A 23,670-nucleotide genomic window follows, 5' to 3' on the forward strand; every position below is an offset into this window, starting at 1 on the left:
GCGGCGCCCAGGGTGGCCCAACCTACCTACACCGTTCGCGCCCTGGTGCTCAAGCGCACGAAGCTGGGGGAGAGCGACCTCATTCTCACCTTGCTGGCCGAAGACGGCTCGCAAAAGCGGGTGGTGGCGAAGGGCGCCCGCAAGCCCAAAAGCTCCTTCGCGGCCCGCACCGAGCCCTCCTGCGTCATCGATGCCCTGTGCGCCCGGGGCCGCAATCTCGACATCCTCAAGGAGGCGCGCATCGTGGCGCCCCACAGCACGCTTCGCCAGGATATCGAAGCCTCATCGGCTGCGGCGCCCCTCCTGGAGCTGCTGGCCCGCGTGAGCCAGCACGACCTGGAGAATCCGCGCCTGTTCGCCGCCAGCACAAAGGCCCTCGACGTCATGGACGGCGTCGATAACCCCCATCGCGTCGCCCTGGCCGCGGCGGCGCTTCTGAAGGTGCTCGCCTTCTCCGGCCTGCGCCCCAGCCTCGAAGTATGCGTGGGCTGCGGCACCGAGCTTGCCTTCTCCGAAGGCATGACCGTCCCGTTCTCGGCCATCGAGGGCGGCGTCGTCTGCGAGACCTGCCGGTCGTCCTTCGAAACCGTTAGAGAGGATGCGGCCACCCTCTGCTGGGCGCAGTACTTCCTCACCAGCACTTTCGACGCCATCGCTGAAGGCCCCGAAAACCTCAGCGCCACCTTCGCCGTCCTCCATTTGGAACAGGCCCTCATCCGAGCCCACATAGGCAGCCCCCTGAAAAGCCTCGAGTTCCTGTTCACCAGCGGCTTGTTTTAGCTAAGTAGCCCAGTTGATGCTCAATCAGCCCGTAAAAGGTTAGTCCATAAGCAGATGATAGGTTCCAAGAACGGCTGGTTTGGTTCCCCGCAGACTGTCAAAATCGGCCAGTTTGGTATCCATTGTGAGCAAAATCCCAGGTCAAATTTTCTCTTCTGTAGCGAAGAAGGAACCAAACCGCCTGATCCTGGAACCTGAGGCAGGTTGACCCTGGGCAAGCAGGGCACTGCAGCGGGCAAGGGGGGAAGCCCTTGAAGAAACCGTGGCGTTCACCAATTCGTCAACAACGGCAGGCGCAAGGTGACCTATACTAGGCAAGCTGCATTGCAGCCCCGTCCGCTTTTAGTTCGCATGGACCACTTCCTTGCCTACTCAGAACGGACGCAACAACGTAAGCGCCGTCGGCACCAAGCCGCGGCATCAAAGGCAGCGGCCCCGCTGCAGGAAAGGTGGAAACCATGGCGAACAAGGACAGCATCTCCAAGGAGCGCACTGCGGAACTCATCAAGGAGTTCGGCAAGAACGACCAGGACTCCGGCTCTGCCGAGGTTCAGGTGGCCATCCTCTCGGAGCGCATCCGCAACCTCACCGAGCACCTGAAGACGCACAAGAAGGACAACCACACTCGTCGCGGCCTCATGATGCTCATCGGTAAGCGCCGCGGTATGCTGAAGTACATCAAGAACCGCAACATCGACGAGTACCGCGAGCTTATCAAGAAGCTCGGCATCCGCGACAACATCTAGTTCGTTCAGCTACGGGGCCCTTCGGGGCCTCGTTTTCTGATAGGGCGGTCGCAGGCGCAAGGGCGTTCTGCGCTCGCAGGGGCGGGGGAAAGGTAAGTAGCCCGTCACTGAAGAAGCTTCCGGGCAATGAGGCCAGGAAGGTGAAGAGAAAGTTTTTGCACTATGACTAAAATCGTTGAAGAATTCGAGCTCTACGGCAAGCAGTACCGCCTGGAAACGGGCGAGCTGGCCAAGCAGGCCACGGGCGCAGTGCTCGTTACCTGCGGCGCCACCAGCGTGCTGGTGACGGCCGTCGTCTCCAACCAGGAGAAGGACTACGACTTCTTCCCGCTCACGGTCGACTACATTGAGAAGATGTACGCCGTGGGCCGCATCCCCGGCGGATACTTGAAGCGCGAGGGCAAGGCCTCCGACCACGGCACGCTCGTGGCCCGCATGGTGGACCGCCCCGTGCGCCCGGGCTTCCCCGACGGCTACAAGAACGAAGTGCACATCGTGTGCACGCCGTTGGTGAACGACGGCGAGAACCTGCCCGACACCATCTGTGTGGCCGGCGCGTCGGCGGCCCTGCTGGTGGGCGGCGCTCCCTTTGACGGCCCGGCTGCCTGTGTGCGCATCGGCCGCAACGTCGAGACCGGCGAGTTCATCGTGAACCCCACGGTGGACGAGATGGAAGCCTCCGACCTGGAACTCACCATCGCCGGCACCGCCGACTATATCTCCATGGTCGAGGCCGGCGCCGCCGAGATCACCGAGGAGGACATGCTGGCCGCCATGACCTTCGGCCAGGAGGCCATCGCTGCCTTCTGCGAGAAGCAGGCAGCCTTCATCGCCCAGGCGAACCCCACGCCCATGGAGTACACCATCCATGCCGCCGATCCCTCCATTGCCGAGAAGGTCGACCCCTTCCTGGCTGACATGTCCGCCGCCCTGCGCGATGCCGACAAGGCCAGCCGCATGGGCAAGGTCGAGGACCTGAAGAACCGCATCATCGAGACGCAGTTCACCGAGGAAGAGCGTGCCGCCTGGGGCTCCGACATCAAGGCCGCCTTGAAGGCCCTGGAGAAGCGCGCCATGCGCCAGATGATCATCGAGACGGGCGAGCGCGCCGACGGCCGCACCCCCGAGGAGATTCGTCCGCTCTACATCGTGCCGGGCTACCTGCCCCGCGTTCACGGCTCGGGCCTGTTCCAGCGCGGCCAGACCCAGGTGCTCTCGGTGTGCACCCTAGGGATGCTGAACGAGTGGCAGCGCCTTGACACCATCTGGCCCGAAGAGGGCAAGCGCTACATGCACCAGTACAACTTCCCGCCCTACTGCACCGGCGAGACCGGCCGCATGGGCGCCCCGAAGCGCCGCGAGATCGGTCACGGTGCTCTGGCCGAGCGCGCCATCCTGCCCGTGCTGCCCGACACCGACACCTTCCCCTACGCCATCCGCGTGGTTTCCGAGGTGCTCGAGTCCAACGGTTCGTCCTCCATGGCTTCCACCTGTGGCAGCTGCCTGGCCCTCATGGATGCCGGCGTGCCGATTTCCGCCCCGGTCTCTGGTGTGGCCATGGGTCTCATCAAAGAGGGCGACGACGTGGTCATCCTCTCCGACATCCAGGGCATTGAGGACTTCCTCGGCGATATGGACTTCAAGGTCTGCGGCACCCCCAACGGCATCACGGCCCTGCAGATGGACAACAAGGCCAAGGGCCTGTCCGTCGACATTCTGGCCCGTGCCCTGAAGCAGGCCCACGAGGGACGCAAGTTCATTCTGGACGCCATGCTGGAAACCATCGACGGACCGCGTGCCGAGATGAAGGAGACCGCTCCTCGCATCGAGACCATCAAGATCCCCGTGGACAAGATCCGCGACGTCATCGGTTCCGGCGGCAAGGTGGTCCGCGGTATCCAGGAGGAGACCGGCGCTTCCATCGACATCCAGGAGGACGGCACCATCCACGTGGGCGCCGTGTCCGGCACCGCCATGCAGGCTGCCAAGGACATGATCCTCGGCATCGTGAAGGAGCCCGAGGTGGGCGAGGAGTTCGAGGGCGAAGTCGTCGGCATCAAGGACTTCGGTGCCTTCGTGAAGCTCACCCCCGGCAAGGACGGCCTGCTGCACATCAGCCGCGTGGCCAACGGTCGTGTGGGCAAGGTTGAGGATGTGCTGAACCTCGGCGACGTCATCAAGGTCGTCGTGCTCGAGGTGGACCCGAAGACCGGCAAGATCTCGCTGGATCGTCTCGACAAACCCGATGCGCCGGCCGGTTCCGCTCCGGCCCGTCGCGAGGACCGCGGTGAGCGCAGCGAGCGCAAGCCCCGCGAGCGTCGCGAAGGCGGCGAGGACAACCGTCCCGGCCGCTCCGGCCGCACCCCGCGGCGCCGCCACGAGAGCAGCAACAACTAGCTTTCTTCGCAGCTAGAACTTCGAGGGCGGCCGCCAAGCCGCCCTCTCTTCTTTGAGAGGAGACTCCTATGATCAACGTAGCTGTCGCTGGCTATGCCGGCCGCATGGGCTCGGCCGTCGTCGACGCCGTCACCGCTGCTGATGACATGCAGGTGGTCTGCGGCATCGATCCCCATGCCAAGGAGGCCCCCTTCCCAGTGTTCGCCACCGTGGAAGAGGCCCTGGACACCGTCACACCTGACGTGTTGGTGGACTTCACCCAGCCCTCCGTGGTGGCTAACAACCTGGCCGTGGCCCTGCCGCGCGGCGTGAACTGCGTCGTAGGCACCACCGGCCTGGCCACCGAGAAGCTCGAGGAGCTGGCCGCCACGGCCACTAACGGCGCTTGCCTGTTCTTCGCCCCCAACTTCACCACGGGCGCCGTGCTTATGATGGAGTTTGCGAAGGCCGCCGCCCCGTACTTCCCCGAGGCCGAGGTCATCGAGTACCACCACTGCAACAAGAAGGACGCCCCTTCCGGCACCGCCGTGCGCACCGCGCAAATGATCGCCGAAGCTCGCGCCCCTCGTGTCTCCGAAGCGCCCGGCCGCGAGACCGAAATTGAGGGAGCGGATGGTGCTCGTGGCGCCCTGGTGGACGGCGTGCCCGTGCATTCCGTGCGCTCCATGGGCTTCGTGGCCAGCCAGGAAGTCATCTTCGGCTCACTGGGGCAAACCCTCACCATCCGCCACGACTCCTGGGACCGCACGTCCTACATGCCCGGCGTTCTGCTGGGCATTCGCAGCGTAGGGGAGCGAGAAGGCCTCATCATCGGCCTCGAAACCTTCATGGACTAACACTCTGGGGCCGCGATAAGCGGCCCTTTTGCTTTTGGCGCGCTTTCCATCACGCCACTTCGGACATATCCACTCGTCCGCGGGCGGCTCCCGGCATCCCCTCCGGGCACGCGCCGCTCCGCTGGCTCGCTTCGCTCGGGCGCTCCGCTCCCTCATGCATTCACATTGCGGCCTTCGGCCGCGTTTCAAGTTAGTGTTCAGACGGTGCCCTGCGGGGATGCCGGGAGCCGCCCGCTACTGAGACAGGTTTCAAAACCCTTTGAGAAGCCGACGGGGCGCGGAACCCCCGCAGGGCACCGTCTGAACACCATATTTAACGCGATCGCAGATCGCCCATAAATGCATGAGGGAGCGCAGCGCACGAGGCCGCAGGCCGAGCAGCGGAGCGGCGCGTGCCCGGAGGGGGTTGCGCGTCCCGTCGGCGGACAGGCGGGATTAAACTTATCAGAGAAGAATGTCGGGAGCCGTCCGCGGACAGATGAGGCGAATCGATCAGCAAAGGACACTCGAAGCCGGCTTCAGCCGAACAGGGGGGGGGAGGCGGCAGAGTTGCAGATCGGTGCCGTTAGCTTGTGGGTTTGACGTACTCGCGCCGCTGATGTTTCCTCCTGCGAACATCAGTGGCATAATACCTAAGTTAGTTAGGCACAATCCCACGCAGCAGCCCTGCGTCAATCCGATGAGGAGAGGCATCTATGCAGTTCAAACGCGATCCCCGCTTCGGCCGCATGATTCCGGCCATGGTCACCCCGTTCAACCAGGATCTGGAACTCGACCTTGACCGCGCCCAGCAGCTGGCCGATCGTCTCGTGCGCGGCGGCTCCGATGCGCTCATCATCAACGGCACCACGGGCGAGAGCCCCACGGTGTTCTATCCGCAGAAGCTCGAGCTGTTCCGCGCCGTGGTGAAGGCGGTCAACGGGCGCGTGCCCGTCATCGCCAACGTGGGCGACAACTGCACCGCCGACACGGTGTACTTCGCCCAGGATGCCCAGAAGCTCGGCGTCGACGGTTTCATGTGTGTGGTGCCCTACTACAACAAGCCTCCGCAAGAGGGCCTGTACCAGCACTTCAAGACCATCGCCTCCAATGTGGAGCTGCCCATCATCCTGTACAACATTCCCGGACGCTGCTCCATCAACATGGAAGCGGAAACCACCCTGCGCCTGGCCCACAATTTCGACAATATCGTGGCCATCAAGGAGGCCTCGGGCGATCTCGACCAGGTGAAGTTCATCATCGACAACGCGCCCGACAACTTCGATGTCTACTCCGGCGACGACTCCGCCACCCTCGACATCATGAAGCTCGGCGGTGCGGGCGTCATCTCCACCATCGGCAACGTGGCTCCCGAGCGCATGAAGGAAATCGTCACCCTGTGCGCCCGCGAGGAGTGGGACGAGGCGGAAGCGGCCAACGAGGCTCTTATGCCGCTTATGAAGGGCCTGTTCGAAACTTCGAACCCCATCCTGGTGAAGGAGGCGCTCAGCCTCATCGGCTTCCCCGTGGGCGGTGTGCGCCTGCCCTTGGTCGACGCCACCCCCGAGCAGTCTCGTCGCCTCGCTGGCATCATGCGCGAGGTGGGCGTGCTGGACTAGCGCCGGCATCTTTTGCACCGTGAACGCCGGTCCGACCCCTTCGGGCCGGCGTTTTTCAGATACGTTAGAAAGAAAAGGTACTACATGACCAACCAAAAGAACGAACAGCCTGATCGCTCCAACGATCAGAACCAGAGCAACGGCAAGAACGCCAACGGCCGCACCAACAACGGCCGTCGCTCCGACAAGCGCAAGAACAACACGTCTTTCAAGCGCGTGAACCTCGAGCGCAAGCGCCCCCAGCTCTCTCGCGGTGAAGCCGCAGAGGCGAAGGACGGGCAGCGCCCCTCCGGCCAAAAGTCGCGCCGTGGCTCCAAGGCCCAGAAGGATCCGAACGCCAAGCTGAAGATCATCCCCCTGGGCGGCTTGGATGCCATCGGCAAGAACATGACCGCCTTCGAGTGCAACGGCGACATGATCCTCGACGACGCCGGCCTCATGTTCCCCGACGACGACCATCCGGGCATCGACCTTATCCTGCCCGACTACACCTACGTGCTGGAGAACGCCGACAAGCTGCGCGGCATCATCATCACCCACGGCCACGAGGACCACACCGGCACCTTGCCGTACCTGCTGAAAGACCTCGACCGCACGGTGAACATCTACGCCACGAAGCTCACCCTGGGCCTCATCGAGGGCAAGTTCGCCGAGCACCGCATCAAGAACGCGAAGCTCATCGAGATCAAGCCCGGCGACGACATCAAACTAGGCTGCTTCAAGGTGGACTTCTTCGCCGTGAACCACTCCATCCCCGGTGCCGTGGGCCTGTTCATCCAAAGCCCCGCCGGCAACGTGCTGCACACCGGCGACTTCAAGCTCGACCAGACGCCCATCGACGGCGTCACCACCGATTTCGGTGCCTTGGCGCGCTTCTCCGACCAGGGCGTCGATCTTATGATGAGCGACTCCACCAACGCCACCAACCCCAACTTCACGCCGTCGGAGGCCGAGGTAGGGAAGACCCTGGAGCAGATCATCTCCCAGGCCAAGGGCCGCGTCATCATCGCCTCCTTCGCCAGCCACATTCACCGCATGCAGCAAATCTGCGACGCCGCGGTGAAGAACGGCCGCAAGGTGGTGGTGACGGGTCGCTCCATGATCCAGAACACCGACATTGCCCGTCGCCTGGGCTACCTCAACATCTCCGACGATAACCTCATCGACGCCTACGACCTCAAGGGCATTCCGCCTGAGCAGGTGGTCATCATGTGCACCGGTTCCCAGGGCGAGCCGCTGTCGGCCCTGGCCCGCATCGCCAACGGCGAGCACAAGACCATCGAGATCGAAGAGGGCGACACCGTCATCATCTCGGCCACACCGGTTCCCGGCAACGAGAAGGCCGTCACCCGCGTCATCAACCAGCTGGCGAAAATCGGCGCCGACGTGTACGACAAGAGCCGCGCCCGCGTGCATGTGTCGGGCCACGCTGGGGCCGAAGAGCTGAAGATCATGCTGTCCATCGTGAAGCCGAAGAACTTCATGCCGGTTCATGGCGAGGCCACCCACCTGCGCGCCCATGCCAAGCTGGCCGAGGCCACCGGCGTCGATCCCGACAACATCTACGTGATGGAGAACGGCGACTCCCTGGAGCTGTCCGCCCGCGGCGTCGCCCGCGGTGAGGGCGTGCCTTCGGGCATTGTCTACGTGGACGGACTGTCGGTGGGCGACACGTCCCAGGACGTGCTCGACGAGCGTAACACCCTCGGCAACCAGGGCTTTGCCAGTGTGGCCGTGGCCATCGACATGAAGAAGCGCGCCCTGGAGGCCGACGTGCAGGTGTCTATGCACGGTATCACTGGCGGCGACGACCACTACCTCACCCAAGAGGCCGCTACCACCGTCACCAATGCGCTCAAGCGCTGCCTGTCCAAGGGCGGCGGCATCAAGGAGCTGCGCAAGGTAGCGCGCGACGCTCTGCTGTCCCTGCTGTGGGAGCGCACCAAGCAGCGCCCCATGGTTGTCGTGAACATCCTGGAGGTCTAGGCAAGCGTGGCGCGACACTCTCAGCAAAGCCAGAAGGCAACGAAAACGCGGGCAGCGGCAAGCGGCGGCACTCCCAAAAGCGGTACGCGCCGCTCCGCTGCCCGGAGTCGGGCCGCGGCGGCGGAAGAGCCCCGTGTCTTCGACGATCGCACGCGCCGCGACATCATCGGCGTGGGCTTTGTCATTCTCGGCATCGTGCTGTTCATTGCCGCCGTGGCTCCCTCGGGCGCCATTGTCACCTCGTTCCTCTCCGACGCGCTGCACCTGGTGTTCGGCATCGGCTGCTATCTGCTGCCCTTCTTCCTCGTGGCCATCGGTGCCTCTATCCTCTATCGCCTCGACCATCAGCGCATGTCCCTGCGCATCGCCATTGGCCTGGCGCTCATTCTCATCGCCCTGCTGGCCATCATCGCCCTGTTCACCCCCGTAGGCGCCCAGGGACCGGCCTTCCTGTTCGACCACAACGCCCTGGTGTCCCACGGCGGCTATGTCGGCGCGGCGCTCGCTTGGGTGGGCCTTACGCTCTTCGGCCAGATTATCTCCTGCGTCATCATGCTGGGACTAGCCTTGTTCGGCGTCATCATCATCGGTTTTTCCGTTTCTGCCTTCATTGAGAAGTTCCGCGCGACGCATCACCCGGGCATCCCCGAGGGCGGTATGCCCGGCATGGCCGACGCTCTTCTGGGCCGCGCGCATCGCGGCAGCCGCGCCTCGGAAGAGACGCCGGCACCGGCGCGCATCATGGCCGGCAACACCGATCCCACGACCGTCAATCCCGCCGCTCTTACGTCGCGGCTGCCCTTCGAAGAGCCGCGCCGCCCCCGCACGGGACGCATCAATGCTTCCGAGGGCGCTCTCACCCAGAAGCTCGGGGCCGAGGAACCCGCGCAATTCGTGCCCATCGTCCCCCCCGACCCGCATGCTACGGCGAAGATCGAGGACATTTCAGCCACCGAGCCCGCCGCACCGCTTACGCGCAAACTGGGCAAGCGCAATCAGCCGAAGCCTGAGGAGAAACCCGCGGCTGCCCCGAAGCGCGCCCCGCGAAAGAAGGCCGCTAAGTCCGAGCCGGAGAAGCCGCGCTCGAAAGACGGCTTCGAGTTGCCGCCCATGTCGCTTCTTTCCACGGGCGGGGGAGCCCGTCGCGGTTCTACTGAAGAAGAGCTGCGCGAGGTAGCTCTCGAGCTGCAGGGCACCCTCGAGGACTTCGGCGTTATGGCCACGGTAGTGGGCTGGGTCGAAGGCCCTACGGTCACCCTGTTCAAGGTCGATTTGCCCTCCGGTGTGCGCGTCAGCAAGGTCACCAACCTCACCGACGATATCGCCCTGGCTCTGGCGGCCCCGGGCGTGCGCATCTTCGCTCCCATTCCCGGCACCAACTACGTGGGCATCGAGGTGCCCAACCGCAAGCGGCAGATGGTCTACTTGTCGGACGTGCTGGCCTCGGCCGGCGAAGGGCCCCTGCAAGTGGCCATTGGCGAGGACGTCGAGGGGCATTCCATCGTCCACGACCTGGCGAAGATGCCCCATGTGCTCATTGCCGGCACCACGGGCTCTGGTAAGTCCGTCGAGGTCAACGGCATGATCATGTCCATTCTCAAGCGCGCCACCCCCGCCGAGGTGCGCTTCATCATGGTCGACCCGAAGCGCGTGGAGTTCGCCCCTTACGAGGGCATTCCTCATTTGTACGTGCCCGTGGTCACCGAATGCCGCGAGGCCTCCAGCGCGCTGTCGTGGGCCGTTGCCGAAATGGAGCGGCGCCTTAAGATGTTCTCCAAATGCGGCGTGCGCAACATCATCTCGTTCAACGAGAAGGCCCGGGCGGCCCAAGAGGCCGACGCGGCCGCCGAGAAGGCAGGGGAGGAGCCGCCAGAGAATCCCTACGGCGAGCCCATTCCCTACATTGTCATCGTCATCGACGAGCTGGCCGACCTCATGATGAACGTGGGCAAAGAGGTGGAGTTCTCCATCAGCCGTATCGCCCAGCTGGCCCGTGCTGCCGGCATCCACCTCATCATCGCCACCCAGCGCCCCTCCACCAATGTGGTGACGGGCCTCATCAAGGCTAATATCACCTGCCGCATCGGCCTTACCGTTGCCTCGGGCATCGACTCGCGCGTCATCCTCGACTCCGTTGGCGCCGAGAACCTCATCGGCCACGGCGATCTGCTCATCGGCATGCCCGAGTACCCCAAGCCCGTGCGCGTTCAGGGTCCTTTCGTCTCCGATGAGGAAATTGCCGCTGTGGTGGCGCACCTCAAGTCCCAGGGCGAGCCCGAGTATCACGATGAGATCCTGAAGACCAATGTGGTCACCCTCGGCGACAGCTCGCCGGCCGGCGACGGCGGCTCCGAGGATGACGATCCGCTCATCTGGGAGGCTGCCGATGTGGTGGTTTCAAGCGGTTTGGGCTCGACATCCAATCTTCAGCGCCGCTTGAAGGTCGGATATGCCCGCGCAGGACGTATAATGGATCAATTGGAAGAAAAGGGCATTGTGGGCCCGGCCAACGGCAGCCGCCCCCGCGAAGTCCTCGTCGATGAGATGGAGCTCGAGACGCTCAAGGCCTTCGAGACCCACGACGAGATGGAAGACTTTTAACTCGCAGCCTACCAGCTGCGACCGAATAGAGGAGACACACTGTGGCGAGACAGACTTCCTTTGGAGACATGCTCAGAAACGCTCGCGAGCGCAAAGGGCTTGACCTCTCTACCGCAGCGCGCAAACTGCGCATTCGCCCCGATATTCTGCGAGCCATTGAAGATGGCGACTTCGCGCGCATGCCCCCGCGCGGCTACACCTCCAACATGGTGGGTGCCTACGCCCGTCTGGTGGGGCTGAACCCGTCCGAGGTTACCCGCGCCTATCGCGACGAGGCCTACCAGTTCGAGACGGGACGCCGCCCCTACGACCGTCCCGACCGCAGCCATAGCTCCGAGCGCAGCTATGATCGCTCCGGCAGCCGCAGCGGCTCCTCCCGTTCCGGGCGCCGCACTGAAACTCTTGAAATGCCGAGCAACCGCTCCAACCGTTCACGGAGCTACGACAGCACCGGCGGTCGCTCTTCCCGCGGCGCAGCTCCCCAGCCTCAGTACACCAACTTGGTCCAGGGGCGTCAGGCTCCGGGCATTGCGGCCAACTTCGGCTCCATGCTGCCGCTCATCATTGTCGGCGCCATTATCGTGGGCCTGCTCGTGCTCGTCATCGTGCTTGCGTTCGGCAACCGCGGGGGCGAGGCCGAGGATACCCCGACCATTCCCATTTCCGGCATGGCCAATTCCGCCAGCACCACTTCAGGCAGCGGCGATGCTTCCAACACCGCCACCCCCTCGGTGGAGCCCGTAGCTCCCACCAGCGCAAAGTTCACCTGGGAAGTGCTCGACGGCAAAGAGGCCTACATCGAGATCTACAAGGACGACAAGACCATCATGGCTGAAACCGTCACGGGTCCCGACACCGGGGACGAAGACGTCACCGACACCCTGCGCTTCGTGACGACGAGCCCCGACAACGTCAAAATCTCGGTCGACGGCGAAGAGGTGAAGCTTACCAGCCCCAACGAGAACGGCGTTTACTCCTACACGGTCAACTTCGAAGACGTTCTCGAGCAGTGGCGCAAGGACAACGGCGTCAGCAGCGCGAAGGACGACACGACCAAAGACTCCGATGCTGCCGACGATGACTCCAGCGGCGATGCGGCCGGGCAGTCCGACGAGGGCGACGACAGCTCCACGGCAGGCTCCGGCGACAGCACCGACACCAGCTCTTCGGACAGCGGCGATGCTTCCGATAGCGACGGCACGGACAGCGCTGCCTCCGACAACGCATAACCTCGCATTTCGCATCAGCTCCCTATTTGCAAGAAAGGTATATCCATGGCAAAAGAATCCAGCTTTGACGTCGTATCCACCGTCGACATGCAAGAAGTAGACAACGCTTTCCAGCAGGCTCGCAAGGAGCTGGCCCAGCGCTACGACCTGAAGGACTCCGGCGCCGAGATCACCCTCGACAAGAACGGCCGCACCATGACGGTCAGCGCGCCGGCCGATTTTGTCGCCGGCCAGGTCATCGACGTCATCGGCTCGAAGCTCATCAAGCGCGGCATCGATCTGACCGCCGTGTCCTGGGGCGACCCCATTGCCGCCACCGGCGGCTCGGTGCGCCGCGTGGCCACCATTGTCGACGGCATCGACAAAGAGACGGCCGGCAAGATCAACAAGGACATCAAGGCCCAGAAGCTCAAGTGCAAGGTCACCATCGAGGGCGACAAGCTGCGAGTGAGCTCCGCCTCCCGCGACACCTTGCAGGAGGTCATCGCCTTCCTTAAGGGCCAGGACTACGGCCAGCCCCTCCAGTACGTCAACTACCGCTAGGTTTCGGCGCTCTATGGCATCGGCAGCCCCTCAGGGGCACGCAGCTCCACTGTGCACCGACGACACCGCCTGCGGCACGGTCAGCTTTGTCACTCTTGGCTGCGCCAAGAACGAGGTTGACTCCGCCGCCATGGCCCGAGCCCTCGAAGCGGCAGGCTATCGCGTCAGCGCCGCTCCCGACGAGGCCGATATCGTCATCATCAACACCTGCTCCTTTATTCAGTCGGCCACCGAAGAAAGCCTCGAGGCTATCTTCGAGGCCGCTTCGCTGCCGCGCGTGAGCTGCGGCGACGCCGCTATTGTCGTCGCTGGCTGTATGCCGGCGCGCTACGGCGATGACCTGGCCGACGAGCTGGAAGAAGCACGGGCTTTCGTTCCCTGCAGCAAGGAGGACGACATCGTCGCTGTCGCTGACGGTATTCTCGGCCTTGACCGTGCCGCCTTCGTTCGCCCCCAAGCCGCTGCAGAGCCGACGGCCGCTACCGCCGCCCGACCCAGCGAACTGGTCGGCGCCCCCTTCGCCTACGTGAAGATCTCCGACGGATGCGACCGGTACTGCTCGTATTGCACGATCCCCTTTATTCGTGGACGCTACCACAGCTTTCCCTTTGAGCGCATCGAGCAGGACGCGCGTCGCGTCGTCGAGGAGGAGGGCGTCCGGGAAGTGGTGCTCATCGCCCAAGATACGGGGCGGTGGGGCCAAGACTTTCCCGAGAAGCGCAGTCTGGCGTGGCTCGCCGACACCTTGGCCGCACAGTTTCCCGACACCTGGTTCCGCATCATGTACTTGCAACCGGAGGGCATAACCGACGAGCTTCTCGCCGTTATGGCCGCTCGACCCAATATCTGCTCTTACCTGGATATTCCTCTCCAGCACGTCAGCACCCCGATTCTGCGCGCCATGAATCGCACGGGGTCGCGAGCCTCCTTCGAGCAGCTTATCGAGCGCGTGCAGAAAGCCGTTCCCGGCATCACCCTGCGTACCACCCTCATCGCCGGTTTCCCCGGCGAGACCGAAGAGCAGTTCGAGGAATTGTGCGACTTCGTCGCCGAGGCCCCCTTCGATTACGTCGGCGTGTTTCCCTATTCGCGCGAAGAGGGCACGGCAGCTTACGATTTGCCCGATCAAATCGACGAGAACGAAAAGCTTGAACGAGCGCAGATACTGCGCGACACTGCCGACGCCGCCTGTGCAACGCGCATCGCGGAACGCGTGGGACGCACCTACGAAGTCCTTGTGGAAGGCGTCGAAGAGGACGGCCAGCGCTACGGACGCGCTCAGTGCCAGGCACCGGAAGTTGACGGTGTTACTTTTATCGAAAGGGGAGAGGTGGGCGAGCGCGTTTCGGTAACCATCGTCGACACGCTTCTCTACGAGATGGAAGGCGAGTAAACAACCATGACCGTTATCGAGCCCACGGCGCCCGAAAAGCTCTGGACCCCGGCCAATATCGTCACTCTCATACGCATCTGCCTGGTGCCTGTCTTCGTTTTGGCCATTGTCAGCCCGTGGCCCGAATGGGTCGGACTGCCCGGCATTACGCTCGAGGCGAAGCAGCTTATCGCCGCGGCCATCTTCATCCTCATCTCCTGCACCGACTGGATCGACGGGTATCTGGCCCGCAGCCGCGGAGAGGTAACCGATTTCGGCAAGTTCATGGACCCGCTGGCCGACAAGATCCTGGTCGCCGCGGCCCTTATTGCCCTGGTTGAACTTGCGGTACTGCCCGGGTGGCCCGTGCTCATCATCTTGGCCCGCGAGTTTATCGTGTCGGGCATTCGCATGATCGCGGCCAGCAAGGGCGAGGTCATCGCGGCAAGCTGGTACGGGAAGGCGAAGACGGTCTTCCAGATTCTCGCCATCATTCTGTTCCTAGTGAAAGACTCGCTCACCTTCAACACCGCCGGCGCCGCCTTCACGAACCCCATGTTCGTTCTGGCTTGGTTCGTTATGATCATCGCCTTGGTGCTCACCATCATGTCGATGCTCGATTACCTCGTGAAAGCCCGCCATCTGCTGCGCGGCTCTTCGGAAGCGGCGCAAGCGTCCTCCGAGCCCCACGACCCCGCCGATTCGCCCACCGAGATCGCTGCGCTCCAGATGGCCATCGACGAGCGCGCCGACGCCGTCATCAAGCTGGCCATAGCCCGCAACGTCACCATCTCCACCGCCGAAAGCCTCACCGGCGGCCTCATTGCCGCCATGCTCACCTCGGTAGCCGGCAGCTCCGCCGTAGTCCGCGGCGGCATTGTCAGCTACGTGAACGAGGTAAAAGAGGAGCTCCTGGGCGTTTCCGACGAGGTGCTCTCGCGCCAAGGTGCGGTGGACGAGACCGTGGCCCTGCAAATGGCCCGCGGGTCGCTGCGCGAGCTTCATACGAATCTCGCTGTTTCTGTTACGGGCATCGCCGGCCCGACGGGAGCTGAGCCGGGCAAACCCGTAGGCACCGTGTGGCTTGGCTGCGCTACCCAGACAGGCACCGAGGCGCGGGTCTATCATTTCGAGGGAGGACGCCAGGCGGTGCGCTTGCAAACCGTACTTGCCGCCCTCGACACCATGGAAACCGCTCTTAACACCCTCGAGGCCCGCTCGTAAAACTGGGCTGCGCAGCGTCCTCACGTTGTCCACATCCTAAGCATACGAACGGGATGCGACTCTGGCGCGAATCAACAGCGGTATAAAGACGAACCTATCACGTCCTCGTATCTTCACGATGCGCCCGCGTTGAAAGCGACGACGGCCCTACGTAAAAACTTCTTGACGCACATACGTTTGTTCGTATAATAGGAAACCAGGCCATTTGTTCGTATTGGGGCCAGACAAGGAGAGGTCATGAACGAAGATAAAGAGAAAATGCTCAAGCTCACCACCGATCAAATTGAAAGCAAGTTCGGCAAGGGCTCCATCATGACCTTGGGCGAAGGCGGTGCCGATCTGAACATCGGCGTCATCCCCACGGGCGCGCTGCCCCTCGATGCCGCTCTGGGCATTGGGGGGGTTCCCCGCGGCCGCATCATCGAGATCTACGGCCCCGAGTCCAGCGGTAAAACCACCTTGGCGCTGCAAATTCTCGCCGAGGCCCAGGCGCTCGGCGGCATCGTCGCCTTCATCGACGCCGAGCACGCTCTCGACCCGGTCTATGCCGCGCGTATCGGCGTCGACATCGACGAGGTGCTCATTTCCCAACCCGACACCGGCGAGCAGGCTCTGGAAATCTGCGATATGCTCGTGCGCTCGGGCGCCATCGACTGCGTCATCGTCGACTCGGTGGCCGCCCTGGTGCCCCGCGCCGAAATCGAGGGCGAAATGGGAGACACTACCGTGGGCCTTCAGGCCCGCCTCATGTCCCAGGCCCTCCGCAAGCTGGCCGGCTCGCTGTCGAAGTCGAACACCACCTGCATCTTCATCAACCAGCTGCGCGAGAAAATCGGCGTTATGTTCGGCAATCCCGAAACCACCACCGGCGGCCGCGCCCTCAAGTTCTTCTCCAGCGTTCGCATCGACATTCGCCGCATCGACTCCATCAAGCAAAACGGCGATGTTGTCGGCAATCGCGTGCGCGCCAAAGTGGTCAAGAACAAGGTAGCGCCGCCCTTCCGCCAAGCCGAGTTCGACCTCATGTACGGTGAGGGAATCTCTCGCGAGGGCTGCATTGTCGACATGGCCGTCGAGGCCGGCGTCGCAAAGAAGTCCGGTGCCTGGTACACCTACGGGGAAGAGCGCCTGGGCCAGGGGCGCGAAGCAGCCAAGCAAACCCTCAAGGAGAACCCCGATCTCCGTGAGGAAATCGAGCTGAAAGTCCGCGAGGCCTTCGACATCCCCGTCATCGAGCGCGGGGAAGGGGAGGACTCCTTCTCGCCGGCCCCTAAGTCGGGTAAGAAGAAGTAGCCGTGGGCTCCCAGGCCGACATACTCAATCAACTGAGAGAGGCCGTCGCTGCCATCGAACGCGGCGATGGCCTCTCTTCCACTGCCCCGTCCCCCTCGGCAGAAGTTCCAGCTCGCCGACACCCTGATGCAGAACCCGGCATGCACGGCGCCCCGCGCCACAGCACGGTGCGCCCATCAAGCAGCACTAAAAGCCGCACCACCGCTGCATCGTCCCTTGATGAAGCCGAGCATCCTGAGGAAGAAGCCCCTACCGCCCAAGAGGCCTACCAGAAAATCCTCCGTATCATCAGCGTGCGGGAACGCTCGAGCGTTTATCTGCGCGAGCGCCTTCGAAAAGAGGAGTATCCCTCCCAGGCCATCGAGGAGGCCCTCGAAAAAGCCCAGCGCCTTTACCTAGTTGATGATCGCCGCTACGGCGACGCCCTTATCCGCATGCGCCTCGCGGCAGGCAAGGGCCTGCGCGATGCCGAACAGGAAATAGAGGAACTTGGCATCGATCCCACCACCCTCGATGCTTGGCAGGAACATGCCGCCCAAGGCCCCGAAGTCGAGCGGGAGCGCGCCCTGGCCCTCCTGCGTCGTCGTCCTCCGCGCGCGAAAAACGCCCGCGATGCCGCCTTCCGCAAACTCGTGGGTCAAGGATACTCCACCGATGTGGCCGGATCCGTCGCGCGTCAGTGGGCTGAGGAGCAAGGCTAGACCCTCCCTTCCATGGTTCTATGGTCTTCAAGCGTCTTTCACGCCCTCTTCCAGGAGTTGCCGCACCTCAGGTCGTTGAGTTGCGCTATACTTTGAACCGTGGCTTTATGAGCTTTATACCCTGAGGGTATTGACTATAGATAAACATATATTTCATCATCCTTAGAGGTATATGCTCACGCCCGTTTGCTCGGGCTTTTTTTATGACTTCAACTGGGGCATGAAACCCCCGATGAAAGGAGGAATCCGCGATGGATCCCGTGCTGATTGTCGTTATCGGCGTCGTCGTCGGCGTGGTCCTCGGTTTCATCGTCTCTCGTGTTATCTCCAACGCATCGGGCAAGAACGCCAGCCGTGAGGCCGAGGCTCTTGTCGAGGATGCGAAGAAGCAAGCAGAGACGCTGCGCCGTGAGGCTGCCGTAGAGGCGAAAGACCAGGCCCTGCGCTACAAGCAGGAAATGGAAGAAGAGAATAAAGAGCGCATGCGCGAAGTGCGCTCGGCCGAGAGCCGCGTGGCTCAACGCGAGGAAACCTTGTCCCAACGCGAAGAGTCCCTTGATCGCCGCGTCGAGTCTCTCGATGCTCGCGAACACCAGCTTTCCTCGCTCCAAGGTCAGGTTGAGCGTCGCGAGCGCGAGGTTGACGAGGCCGAGAACGCTATTGCCCGGCACCGCGAAGAGGCCCAGATCGAAATCAACCAGGCACTCGAGCGTGCCGCCGGCATGAGCCCCCAGGAGGCCAAAGAAGAGCTCCTCGAGACCATTCACGACGAAGTGACCCGCGAGTCCGCCATCATCATTCGCGACGCCGAAACGCGCACGAAGGCCGAGGCCGATAAAAAGGCTCGCGAGATTCTCAGCCTCGCCATTCAGCGCGTGGCCGCTGACCATTCGGCTGAGAGCACGGTCTCTACCATTCATATTCCCTCCGACGATCTTAAAGGCCGTATCATCGGTCGCGAGGGCCGCAACATTCGCTCGTTCGAGCAGATGACGGGCACCAACCTCATCATCGACGACACCCCCGAGTGCGTCACCATCTCCTGCTTCGATCCGGTGCGCCGCGAAATCGGCCGTGTCACCATGGAGAACCTCATTGCCGATGGCCGTATTCACCCGGCACGCATCGAGGAGATTTACGAGAAGGCCGTGGCGCTGGTCAACCAGCGCGTCCAGGAAGCGGGTGAGCAAGCCTCGTTCGACACGGGCATCCACGATCTGCATCCCGAGCTCGTGCGCACCCTGGGCCGTCTGCGCTACCGCACCTCGTTCGGCCAGAACGTGCTCAACCACTCCCTCGAGGTTGCCTACCTTGCGGGGGTTATGGCTGCCGAGCTGGGGCTCGACCCCATTCCCGTGAAGCGCGCCGGCCTTCTGCACGACCTGGGCAAAGCCGTCGACCATGAGGTGGAGGGCAGCCACGCCGTCATCGGCGCCGACCTGGCCCGCCGCTTTGGCGAGCGTCCCGAAATCGTGCACGCCATCGAGGCCCACCACAACGACATCGAACCCAACTCGGTCATCGACGTGCTCATCCAGGCTGCCGACGCCGTTTCCGCGGCGCGCCCCGGCGCCCGCAAGGAAACCCTCGATGCCTACATCAAGCGCCTCGAGAAGCTCGAGGAAATCGCCAACTCCCACAAGGGCGTTGAGCGCACCTTCGCCATCCAGGCCGGTCGTGAAGTGCGCGTCATGGTGGAGCCCGAAGTGGTCGACGAGGCCCAGTCGGTGGTCTTGGCCCACGATATCGCTCACCAAATTGAAAGCGAAATGCAGTATCCCGGCCAGGTCAAGGTTGTGGTCATCCGCGAGAGTCGCGCGGTGGACTACGCGAAGTAGCCCATGGACGATTCGTCGCTGGCCACCTTCATAGATACCGTATGCGGCGAGAGCCGTCTCCGAGTCGAAGCCGACCTCGGGGACGGCTTCGTTCGTTTGCGCAGCTCCGAGGCGGAGCGCCGCCAAGCTGCCCAAGATATTCGCAGCAGCGAGGACATCGTTATCGAGCTTTTGCGCAACGCTCGCGACGCCGGCGCCCGTCACATCTTCTTGGCCACGCAAAAGAAAGGGAGCGCTCGCACACTGACCATCATCGATGACGGCTGCGGCATTCCCGCTTCCCAGCATGAGCGCATCTTCGAGCCGCGCGTCACCTCGAAGCTCGATACGGCGCATATGGACAAATGGGGCATGCACGGCCGCGGCATGGCCCTTTACTCCATCGCCGTGAATGCCCACGTGGCACGGGTGCAGAATTCGTCCCAAGGCAACGGGGCCAGCATTTTCGTTGAAACCGACACCAACCAGCTCGGCGAGAAAACCGATCAGTCCACGTTTCCCCACTTCGAGGCAGGGGAGGGTGGCGTCTTCGCCATGCGCGGGCCGAAGAACATCGTGCGCACCGTGGCGGAGTTCGCCTTAGAGCATCGCCGCGATTGTCAGGTGTTCCTCGGTTCGCCCACGGACATCGCCGCGGCCTTAGTGGCCTTCGGCATGGCTGCCCTCTCGCCGGCTGCCCGGGCGTTCTGCCCCGATCCCGAGGAGCTTCCCCTCGTCAAGCGTCTGGCTGTAGCCAGCGACCCCGACCAGCTCAGCGCCTTATGCGCCTCTCTCGGCCTCGAGCTCTCTTCGCGCTCGGCGCGACGCATCATCGACGGTTCCATTCCCGCAGCGCAGCCCCTTGTTGAGCGCCTGCGCGCTGAAAGCTTTCCCGCAGCCCCCAGTAACCGAAAGGCACGCAAGGCCCCTCGAGGCGACCAGCGTGGACTGCGCTTGGCCGATGAGGACATCGCCCTTATAAAAGACCAGGTACGCGCCGTTATGGCCGACATTGCCGAGCGCTACTACTTGGAAGGCACTGGCGACCCCGAGGTGTCAGCCGGCGCTGAGGCCATTCGCATCACCATCCCCCTGGAGAAGATGCGCTAGGGGCGCCTCGAAGTTGCACCGCGAGCAGCGAACCGATAGAATATGAACGCTGTCAATGATGAGGCCGTTGCCCCTGATTCGACAAAAACCCACTCTGAATCAAGCTTCAATACACTACCAATGACAAGGATCAGTGACGTGTCTAGCACCACAGAAACCCGACCGGCTATCGGCTGCCTCAAGGTCTCCTCGAAATCATCTCCTGCCTCGGTAGCAGGCGCCATCGCCGGCATGATCAAGGATGGAGCCACCGTTGAAATTCAGGCGGTCGGCGCCGGCGCCGTCAATCAGGCCGTGAAGGCCGTGGCCATCTCGCGGGGCTTCCTGTCGCCAGTGGGTATTGAAATCTGCTGCATTCCCTCCTTTGCCGACATCGTCATCGATGGCGAATACCGTACCGCCATTCGCTTTGCCGTCGAGCCCAAAGGGGCGCCGGTAGCTGTCGCTGTCGAAGCAGCTCAGTAACGGCGGCCGTTATGAGCTCAGTATTCGAAGGAGCCACCTTCTGCATCCACACGTTCGGATGCCAAATGAACAAGCACGATTCTGAGCGCGTTGCCGGCATGCTGGAAGGGCTCGGGGCGCTGCCCGTCGACACTATCGAAGAGGCGGACATCGTCGCGTTCATGACCTGCTGCGTGCGCGAGGCCGCTGATACGCGCCTCTATGGCCAAGTGGCCTCTATGAAAAACATTCCCGTACGCGATGGCAGCTCCTTCTCTAAGCGCCTCATTGCCGTCGGTGGCTGCATCGGCCAACGCGACGGTGAGAAGCTCACCGAGCAGCTGCCGCATCTCGATGTGGTCTTCGGCACCCATAACCTTGGCTCTTTGCCAGGGCTGCTTACGGCTGCCGCCCAAGAAGGAGGCCATCGCGTCGAGGTGCTCGACGCCGCCGAGGATTTTTCCTCCTCGCTGCCCACTGACCGCGAGCAAGACTGGGCCGCGTGGCTGCCTATCACCGTGGGATGCAACAACTTCTGCACCTACTGCATCGTTCCCTATGTGCGCGGGCGAGAGAAATCGCGCGCCCTGGAGGACATCGCCCAGGAGGCTCAAAGCTACGTCGATGCGGGTGTGAAGGAGATCACTCTGCTTGGCCAGAACGTGAACTCCTACGGGCGCGATCTTTACGGTGCGCCGCGTTTTGCCGATGTGCTCGACGCCGTCGATGCAACCGGCATCGAGCGTTTGCGCTTCGCCACCAGCCATCCGAAGGATCTCACCGACGAGGTCATCGCACGGTTCGGCACCCTTCGATCGCTCATGCCCGCGCTTCATCTTCCCGTGCAATCGGGCTCGAATCGCATTTTGAAGGCCATGAACCGCCGCTATACACGCGAGCATTACCTTGAGCTTATCGAGAAGCTGCGCGCCGTCGTTCCCGACATCGCCCTGTCCACCGACATCATTGTGGGCTTTCCCGGGGAAACCGAAGAGGACTTCATGGAAACCTATCGCCTGGTCGAGGAGGTAGGCTACCACCAAGTGTTCACGTTTATCTATTCGAAGCGCGAGGGCACACCGGCCGCCGAGATGGAAGACGACACTCCGCGCGAGGTCATTCAGGATCGCTTCGATCGCTTGGTCGACTTGGTGCAGCGCAAGGCTTTCGAGGCCAACCAGAGCGAGCAGGGGAGAACAGTGCCCGTGCTCGTGGAGGGCACTTCCAAGCGCGACGACGGCATTCTGGCGGGACGCAGCCCGAAAAACCAAACGGTGCACGCGCCGCTGCCCTTGGGCGTCGCCATCGATGACCTTATCGGCACGACGGTACCCGTGACCATCGACGAAGCACGCACTTGGTACCTGGCCGGCACGGTGGCCGATGAAAACGCTTAAGACGCCTGTTATCGCCCTTGTCGGTCCCACGGCCAGCGGCAAGACCGACGTGGCCCAGCAGGTGGCCCTTGCGCTAGACGGCGCCGTGATCAGTGCTGACTCCATGCAACTCTATCGCGGCATGGACATCGGCACCGGTAAGCTCCCCGTCCGCGAGCGCCTTGTGCCGCACTACGGCTTCGACCTGCGCAACCCCGGAGAACCCTATAGCGCCGCGCTCTTTCAAGAGTACGGTCGCACCTGCATTGAAAAGCTCGACGATCAGGGAACCCCGGCTGTCCTGTGCGGCGGCACCGGGCTCTATGTGCGCGCCGTTATCGACGATTACCAATTTCCCACTGGCGATCAGGTGGCCAATCCGGTGCGCGATCGCTATACCGCCTACGCCGCGACCCACGGCAACGAGGCCCTGTGGCGCCTCCTGCAGGAACGCGACCCGGAAAGCGCCGCGGTAGTGCATCCCAACAACGTGCGCCGCGTAGTGCGCGCCTTCGAGCTGCTGGAAGAGGGGGGCTCCTACGCGCGGCAAAAGGAGCAGCTGTCCCATATTCCGTCCTATCTTCCCTCGGTGCAGTTCGGACTAGCGGTTGATCCCGCTATCCTCAATGAGCGCATCAACCGCCGCGTCGACGCCATGATGGAGCAAGGTTTGCTCAACGAGGTCAAGGGGCTGTTAGCAGACGGCTTTCGCCAAGGAGTCACGGCGCCCCAGGCCATCGGCTACAAGGAGATTGTCGAAGCGCTTGAAGGGCGCTGCACGCTGGACGAAGCCGTTGAGAGCATCAAGCAAGCCACACGCCGCTACGCAAAGCGCCAACGCACCTGGTTCCGACGAGATAGCCGAATACACTGGATCGACGCCGATGATGGAGACATCCAGCGCATGAGCCGGGAAATCCTCGCGCAGCTCGATAGGTCAGCGCTTCCCGTATGAGAGAACTGGCCTTTTCCGCGGGTTGTGCTATTATACGGAACACTTGTCCCGCACCCTTTTGGTGCCGATCGAGGAGTGATGCCCATGCGCCTGTAACGACTTTCACCAACCGCTTCATTTGGTATTCCCGTCGTTACAAGAGAAGGAGCATGGACTATGACTGAATACTCTTCCGTTATTCAAAAAGGACCGGCCACTCTGGCCGAAGAGCGCCGCGAGCGCGCTGTGCTGGTGGGCGTGGATCGTCCGGGTCTTGAATGGCCCCTGGGCTCATCCATGGCCGAGCTCGAGCGTCTTGCCGACACCGCCGGCGCCGATACGGTGGCCTTCACGACGCAAAAGCTCGACGCTCCCAATCCCCGTACGTTCGTAGGTTCGGGCAAGGCCGAGGAAATTGCCGAATTGGCTCGTGCCCACGAGGCCGATCTCGTCGTTTTCGACGATGAGCTCACGCCGTCCCAGCAGGCCAACCTTGAGAAAATCATGGACAAGTCAGTGAAGGTCATTGACCGCACCGCCCTCATCCTCGACATCTTCGCCCTGCACGCCACCTCGAAAGAGGGTCGTCTGCAGGTGCGCCTGGCCCAGAACCAGTACCTGTACCCCCGCCTGCGCGGCATGTGGGCCCACTTGGCCTCGAACCGCATGGGCGGTGGCGTCGG

18 protein-coding genes and 1 pseudogene are annotated in these 23,670 nt (G+C 62.9%); all 19 read left to right on the top strand.

What is annotated here, in order from left to right; genetic code table 11:
• Positions 1 to 12 precede the first annotated feature (12 nt).
• The gene (gene recO / locus QZ307_RS01780; RefSeq protein ID WP_295994910.1) at positions 13 to 780 is read left to right on the top strand and encodes a DNA repair protein RecO; all 768 of its coding nucleotides are present in this window, start codon (positions 13 to 15) and stop codon (positions 778 to 780) included.
• A 458-nt stretch (positions 781 to 1,238) separates the two neighbouring features.
• Entirely contained in the window at positions 1,239 to 1,526 is a 288-nt protein-coding gene (gene rpsO, locus QZ307_RS01785; RefSeq protein ID WP_275207833.1) for a 30S ribosomal protein S15, read from the top strand.
• 162 nt (positions 1,527 to 1,688) lie between these two features.
• Positions 1,689 to 3,923 (top strand): polyribonucleotide nucleotidyltransferase, encoded by a 2,235-nt coding sequence (locus QZ307_RS01790; RefSeq protein ID WP_295994919.1) that lies wholly within the window; start codon positions 1,689 to 1,691, stop codon positions 3,921 to 3,923.
• Between the two features lie 68 nt (positions 3,924 to 3,991).
• Complete coding sequence (gene dapB / locus QZ307_RS01795; protein ID WP_295994923.1) at positions 3,992 to 4,759, top strand: 4-hydroxy-tetrahydrodipicolinate reductase; 768 nt, start codon at positions 3,992 to 3,994, stop codon at positions 4,757 to 4,759.
• A 695-nt stretch (positions 4,760 to 5,454) separates the two neighbouring features.
• Entirely contained in the window at positions 5,455 to 6,357 is a 903-nt protein-coding gene (gene dapA, locus QZ307_RS01800) for a 4-hydroxy-tetrahydrodipicolinate synthase (protein ID WP_295994928.1), read from the top strand.
• An 84-nt stretch (positions 6,358 to 6,441) separates the two neighbouring features.
• Entirely contained in the window at positions 6,442 to 8,343 is a 1,902-nt protein-coding gene (locus QZ307_RS01805; protein ID WP_295994932.1) for a ribonuclease J, read from the top strand.
• A 6-nt stretch (positions 8,344 to 8,349) separates the two neighbouring features.
• Positions 8,350 to 10,944, top strand: a complete 2,595-nt coding sequence (locus QZ307_RS01810) for a DNA translocase FtsK (protein ID WP_295994935.1) — start codon at positions 8,350 to 8,352, stop codon at positions 10,942 to 10,944.
• 41 nt (positions 10,945 to 10,985) lie between these two features.
• Positions 10,986 to 12,173 carry a helix-turn-helix transcriptional regulator gene (locus QZ307_RS01815; RefSeq protein WP_295994938.1) on the top strand — a complete coding sequence of 396 codons (1,188 nt, stop codon included), beginning with the start codon at positions 10,986 to 10,988 and terminating at the stop codon, positions 12,171 to 12,173.
• A 45-nt stretch (positions 12,174 to 12,218) separates the two neighbouring features.
• Positions 12,219 to 12,716 carry a YajQ family cyclic di-GMP-binding protein gene (locus tag QZ307_RS01820; RefSeq protein ID WP_275207826.1) on the top strand — a complete coding sequence of 166 codons (498 nt, stop codon included), beginning with the start codon at positions 12,219 to 12,221 and terminating at the stop codon, positions 12,714 to 12,716.
• A 13-nt stretch (positions 12,717 to 12,729) separates the two neighbouring features.
• A complete protein-coding gene (gene rimO / locus QZ307_RS01825; protein WP_295994942.1) occupies positions 12,730 to 14,109 on the top strand; it encodes a 30S ribosomal protein S12 methylthiotransferase RimO in 1,380 nt (459 codons plus the stop codon).
• Positions 14,110 to 14,115: 6 nt separating this feature from the next.
• Positions 14,116 to 15,312: a CDP-diacylglycerol--glycerol-3-phosphate 3-phosphatidyltransferase gene (gene pgsA, locus QZ307_RS01830; protein WP_295994945.1), complete on the top strand. Its 1,197-nt coding sequence runs from the start codon at positions 14,116 to 14,118 to the stop codon at positions 15,310 to 15,312.
• A 237-nt stretch (positions 15,313 to 15,549) separates the two neighbouring features.
• On the top strand, positions 15,550 to 16,605 hold the full coding sequence (recA, locus tag QZ307_RS01835) for a recombinase RecA (protein WP_295994947.1): 1,056 nt from the start codon (positions 15,550 to 15,552) through the stop codon (positions 16,603 to 16,605).
• A 140-nt stretch (positions 16,606 to 16,745) separates the two neighbouring features.
• A complete protein-coding gene (locus tag QZ307_RS01840) occupies positions 16,746 to 17,306 on the top strand; it encodes a RecX family transcriptional regulator (RefSeq protein ID WP_295994950.1) in 561 nt (186 codons plus the stop codon).
• Positions 17,307 to 17,557: 251 nt separating this feature from the next.
• Positions 17,558 to 19,144, top strand: a complete 1,587-nt coding sequence (gene rny, locus QZ307_RS01845) for a ribonuclease Y (protein WP_295994953.1) — start codon at positions 17,558 to 17,560, stop codon at positions 19,142 to 19,144.
• Between the two features lie 3 nt (positions 19,145 to 19,147).
• A complete protein-coding gene (locus tag QZ307_RS01850; RefSeq protein WP_295994955.1) occupies positions 19,148 to 20,233 on the top strand; it encodes an ATP-binding protein in 1,086 nt (361 codons plus the stop codon).
• A gap of 168 nt (positions 20,234 to 20,401) precedes the next feature.
• Positions 20,402 to 20,698 (top strand): stage V sporulation protein S, encoded by a 297-nt coding sequence (locus tag QZ307_RS01855; RefSeq protein WP_300629469.1) that lies wholly within the window; start codon positions 20,402 to 20,404, stop codon positions 20,696 to 20,698.
• Between the two features lie 11 nt (positions 20,699 to 20,709).
• Complete coding sequence (miaB, locus tag QZ307_RS01860) at positions 20,710 to 22,074, top strand: tRNA (N6-isopentenyl adenosine(37)-C2)-methylthiotransferase MiaB (protein ID WP_295994963.1); 1,365 nt, start codon at positions 20,710 to 20,712, stop codon at positions 22,072 to 22,074.
• Positions 22,061 to 23,008 carry a tRNA (adenosine(37)-N6)-dimethylallyltransferase MiaA gene (gene miaA, locus QZ307_RS01865; protein WP_295994966.1) on the top strand — a complete coding sequence of 316 codons (948 nt, stop codon included), beginning with the start codon at positions 22,061 to 22,063 and terminating at the stop codon, positions 23,006 to 23,008. Before miaB ends, miaA begins: the two co-directional genes overlap by 14 nt.
• Positions 23,009 to 23,164: 156 nt before the next feature.
• Positions 23,165 to 23,670: pseudogene (locus QZ307_RS01870) on the top strand (GTPase HflX); the annotation flags it as partial.

The sequence above is a fragment of the uncultured Adlercreutzia sp. genome, assembly GCA_910585575.1.
Taxonomy (GTDB): domain Bacteria; phylum Actinomycetota; class Coriobacteriia; order Coriobacteriales; family Eggerthellaceae; genus Adlercreutzia.

What these genes read in the sequence shown, in the direction of transcription:
- rpsO (WP_275207833.1), top strand. Translation starts at nt 1,239, where the DNA reads ATGGCGAACAAGGACAGCATCTCCAAGGAGCGCACTGCGGAACTCATC.
- QZ307_RS01790 (WP_295994919.1), top strand. Translation starts at nt 1,689, where the DNA reads ATGACTAAAATCGTTGAAGAATTCGAGCTCTACGGCAAGCAGTACCGC.
- dapB (WP_295994923.1), top strand. Translation starts at nt 3,992, where the DNA reads ATGATCAACGTAGCTGTCGCTGGCTATGCCGGCCGCATGGGCTCGGCC.
- dapA (WP_295994928.1), top strand. Translation starts at nt 5,455, where the DNA reads ATGCAGTTCAAACGCGATCCCCGCTTCGGCCGCATGATTCCGGCCATG.
- QZ307_RS01805 (WP_295994932.1), top strand. Translation starts at nt 6,442, where the DNA reads ATGACCAACCAAAAGAACGAACAGCCTGATCGCTCCAACGATCAGAAC.
- QZ307_RS01820 (WP_275207826.1), top strand. Translation starts at nt 12,219, where the DNA reads ATGGCAAAAGAATCCAGCTTTGACGTCGTATCCACCGTCGACATGCAA.
- rimO (WP_295994942.1), top strand. Translation starts at nt 12,730, where the DNA reads ATGGCATCGGCAGCCCCTCAGGGGCACGCAGCTCCACTGTGCACCGAC.
- pgsA (WP_295994945.1), top strand. Translation starts at nt 14,116, where the DNA reads ATGACCGTTATCGAGCCCACGGCGCCCGAAAAGCTCTGGACCCCGGCC.
- recA (WP_295994947.1), top strand. Translation starts at nt 15,550, where the DNA reads ATGAACGAAGATAAAGAGAAAATGCTCAAGCTCACCACCGATCAAATT.
- QZ307_RS01840 (WP_295994950.1), top strand. Translation starts at nt 16,746, where the DNA reads ATGCACGGCGCCCCGCGCCACAGCACGGTGCGCCCATCAAGCAGCACT.
- rny (WP_295994953.1), top strand. Translation starts at nt 17,558, where the DNA reads ATGGATCCCGTGCTGATTGTCGTTATCGGCGTCGTCGTCGGCGTGGTC.
- QZ307_RS01850 (WP_295994955.1), top strand. Translation starts at nt 19,148, where the DNA reads ATGGACGATTCGTCGCTGGCCACCTTCATAGATACCGTATGCGGCGAG.
- miaB (WP_295994963.1), top strand. Translation starts at nt 20,710, where the DNA reads ATGAGCTCAGTATTCGAAGGAGCCACCTTCTGCATCCACACGTTCGGA.
- miaA (WP_295994966.1), top strand. Translation starts at nt 22,061, where the DNA reads ATGAAAACGCTTAAGACGCCTGTTATCGCCCTTGTCGGTCCCACGGCC.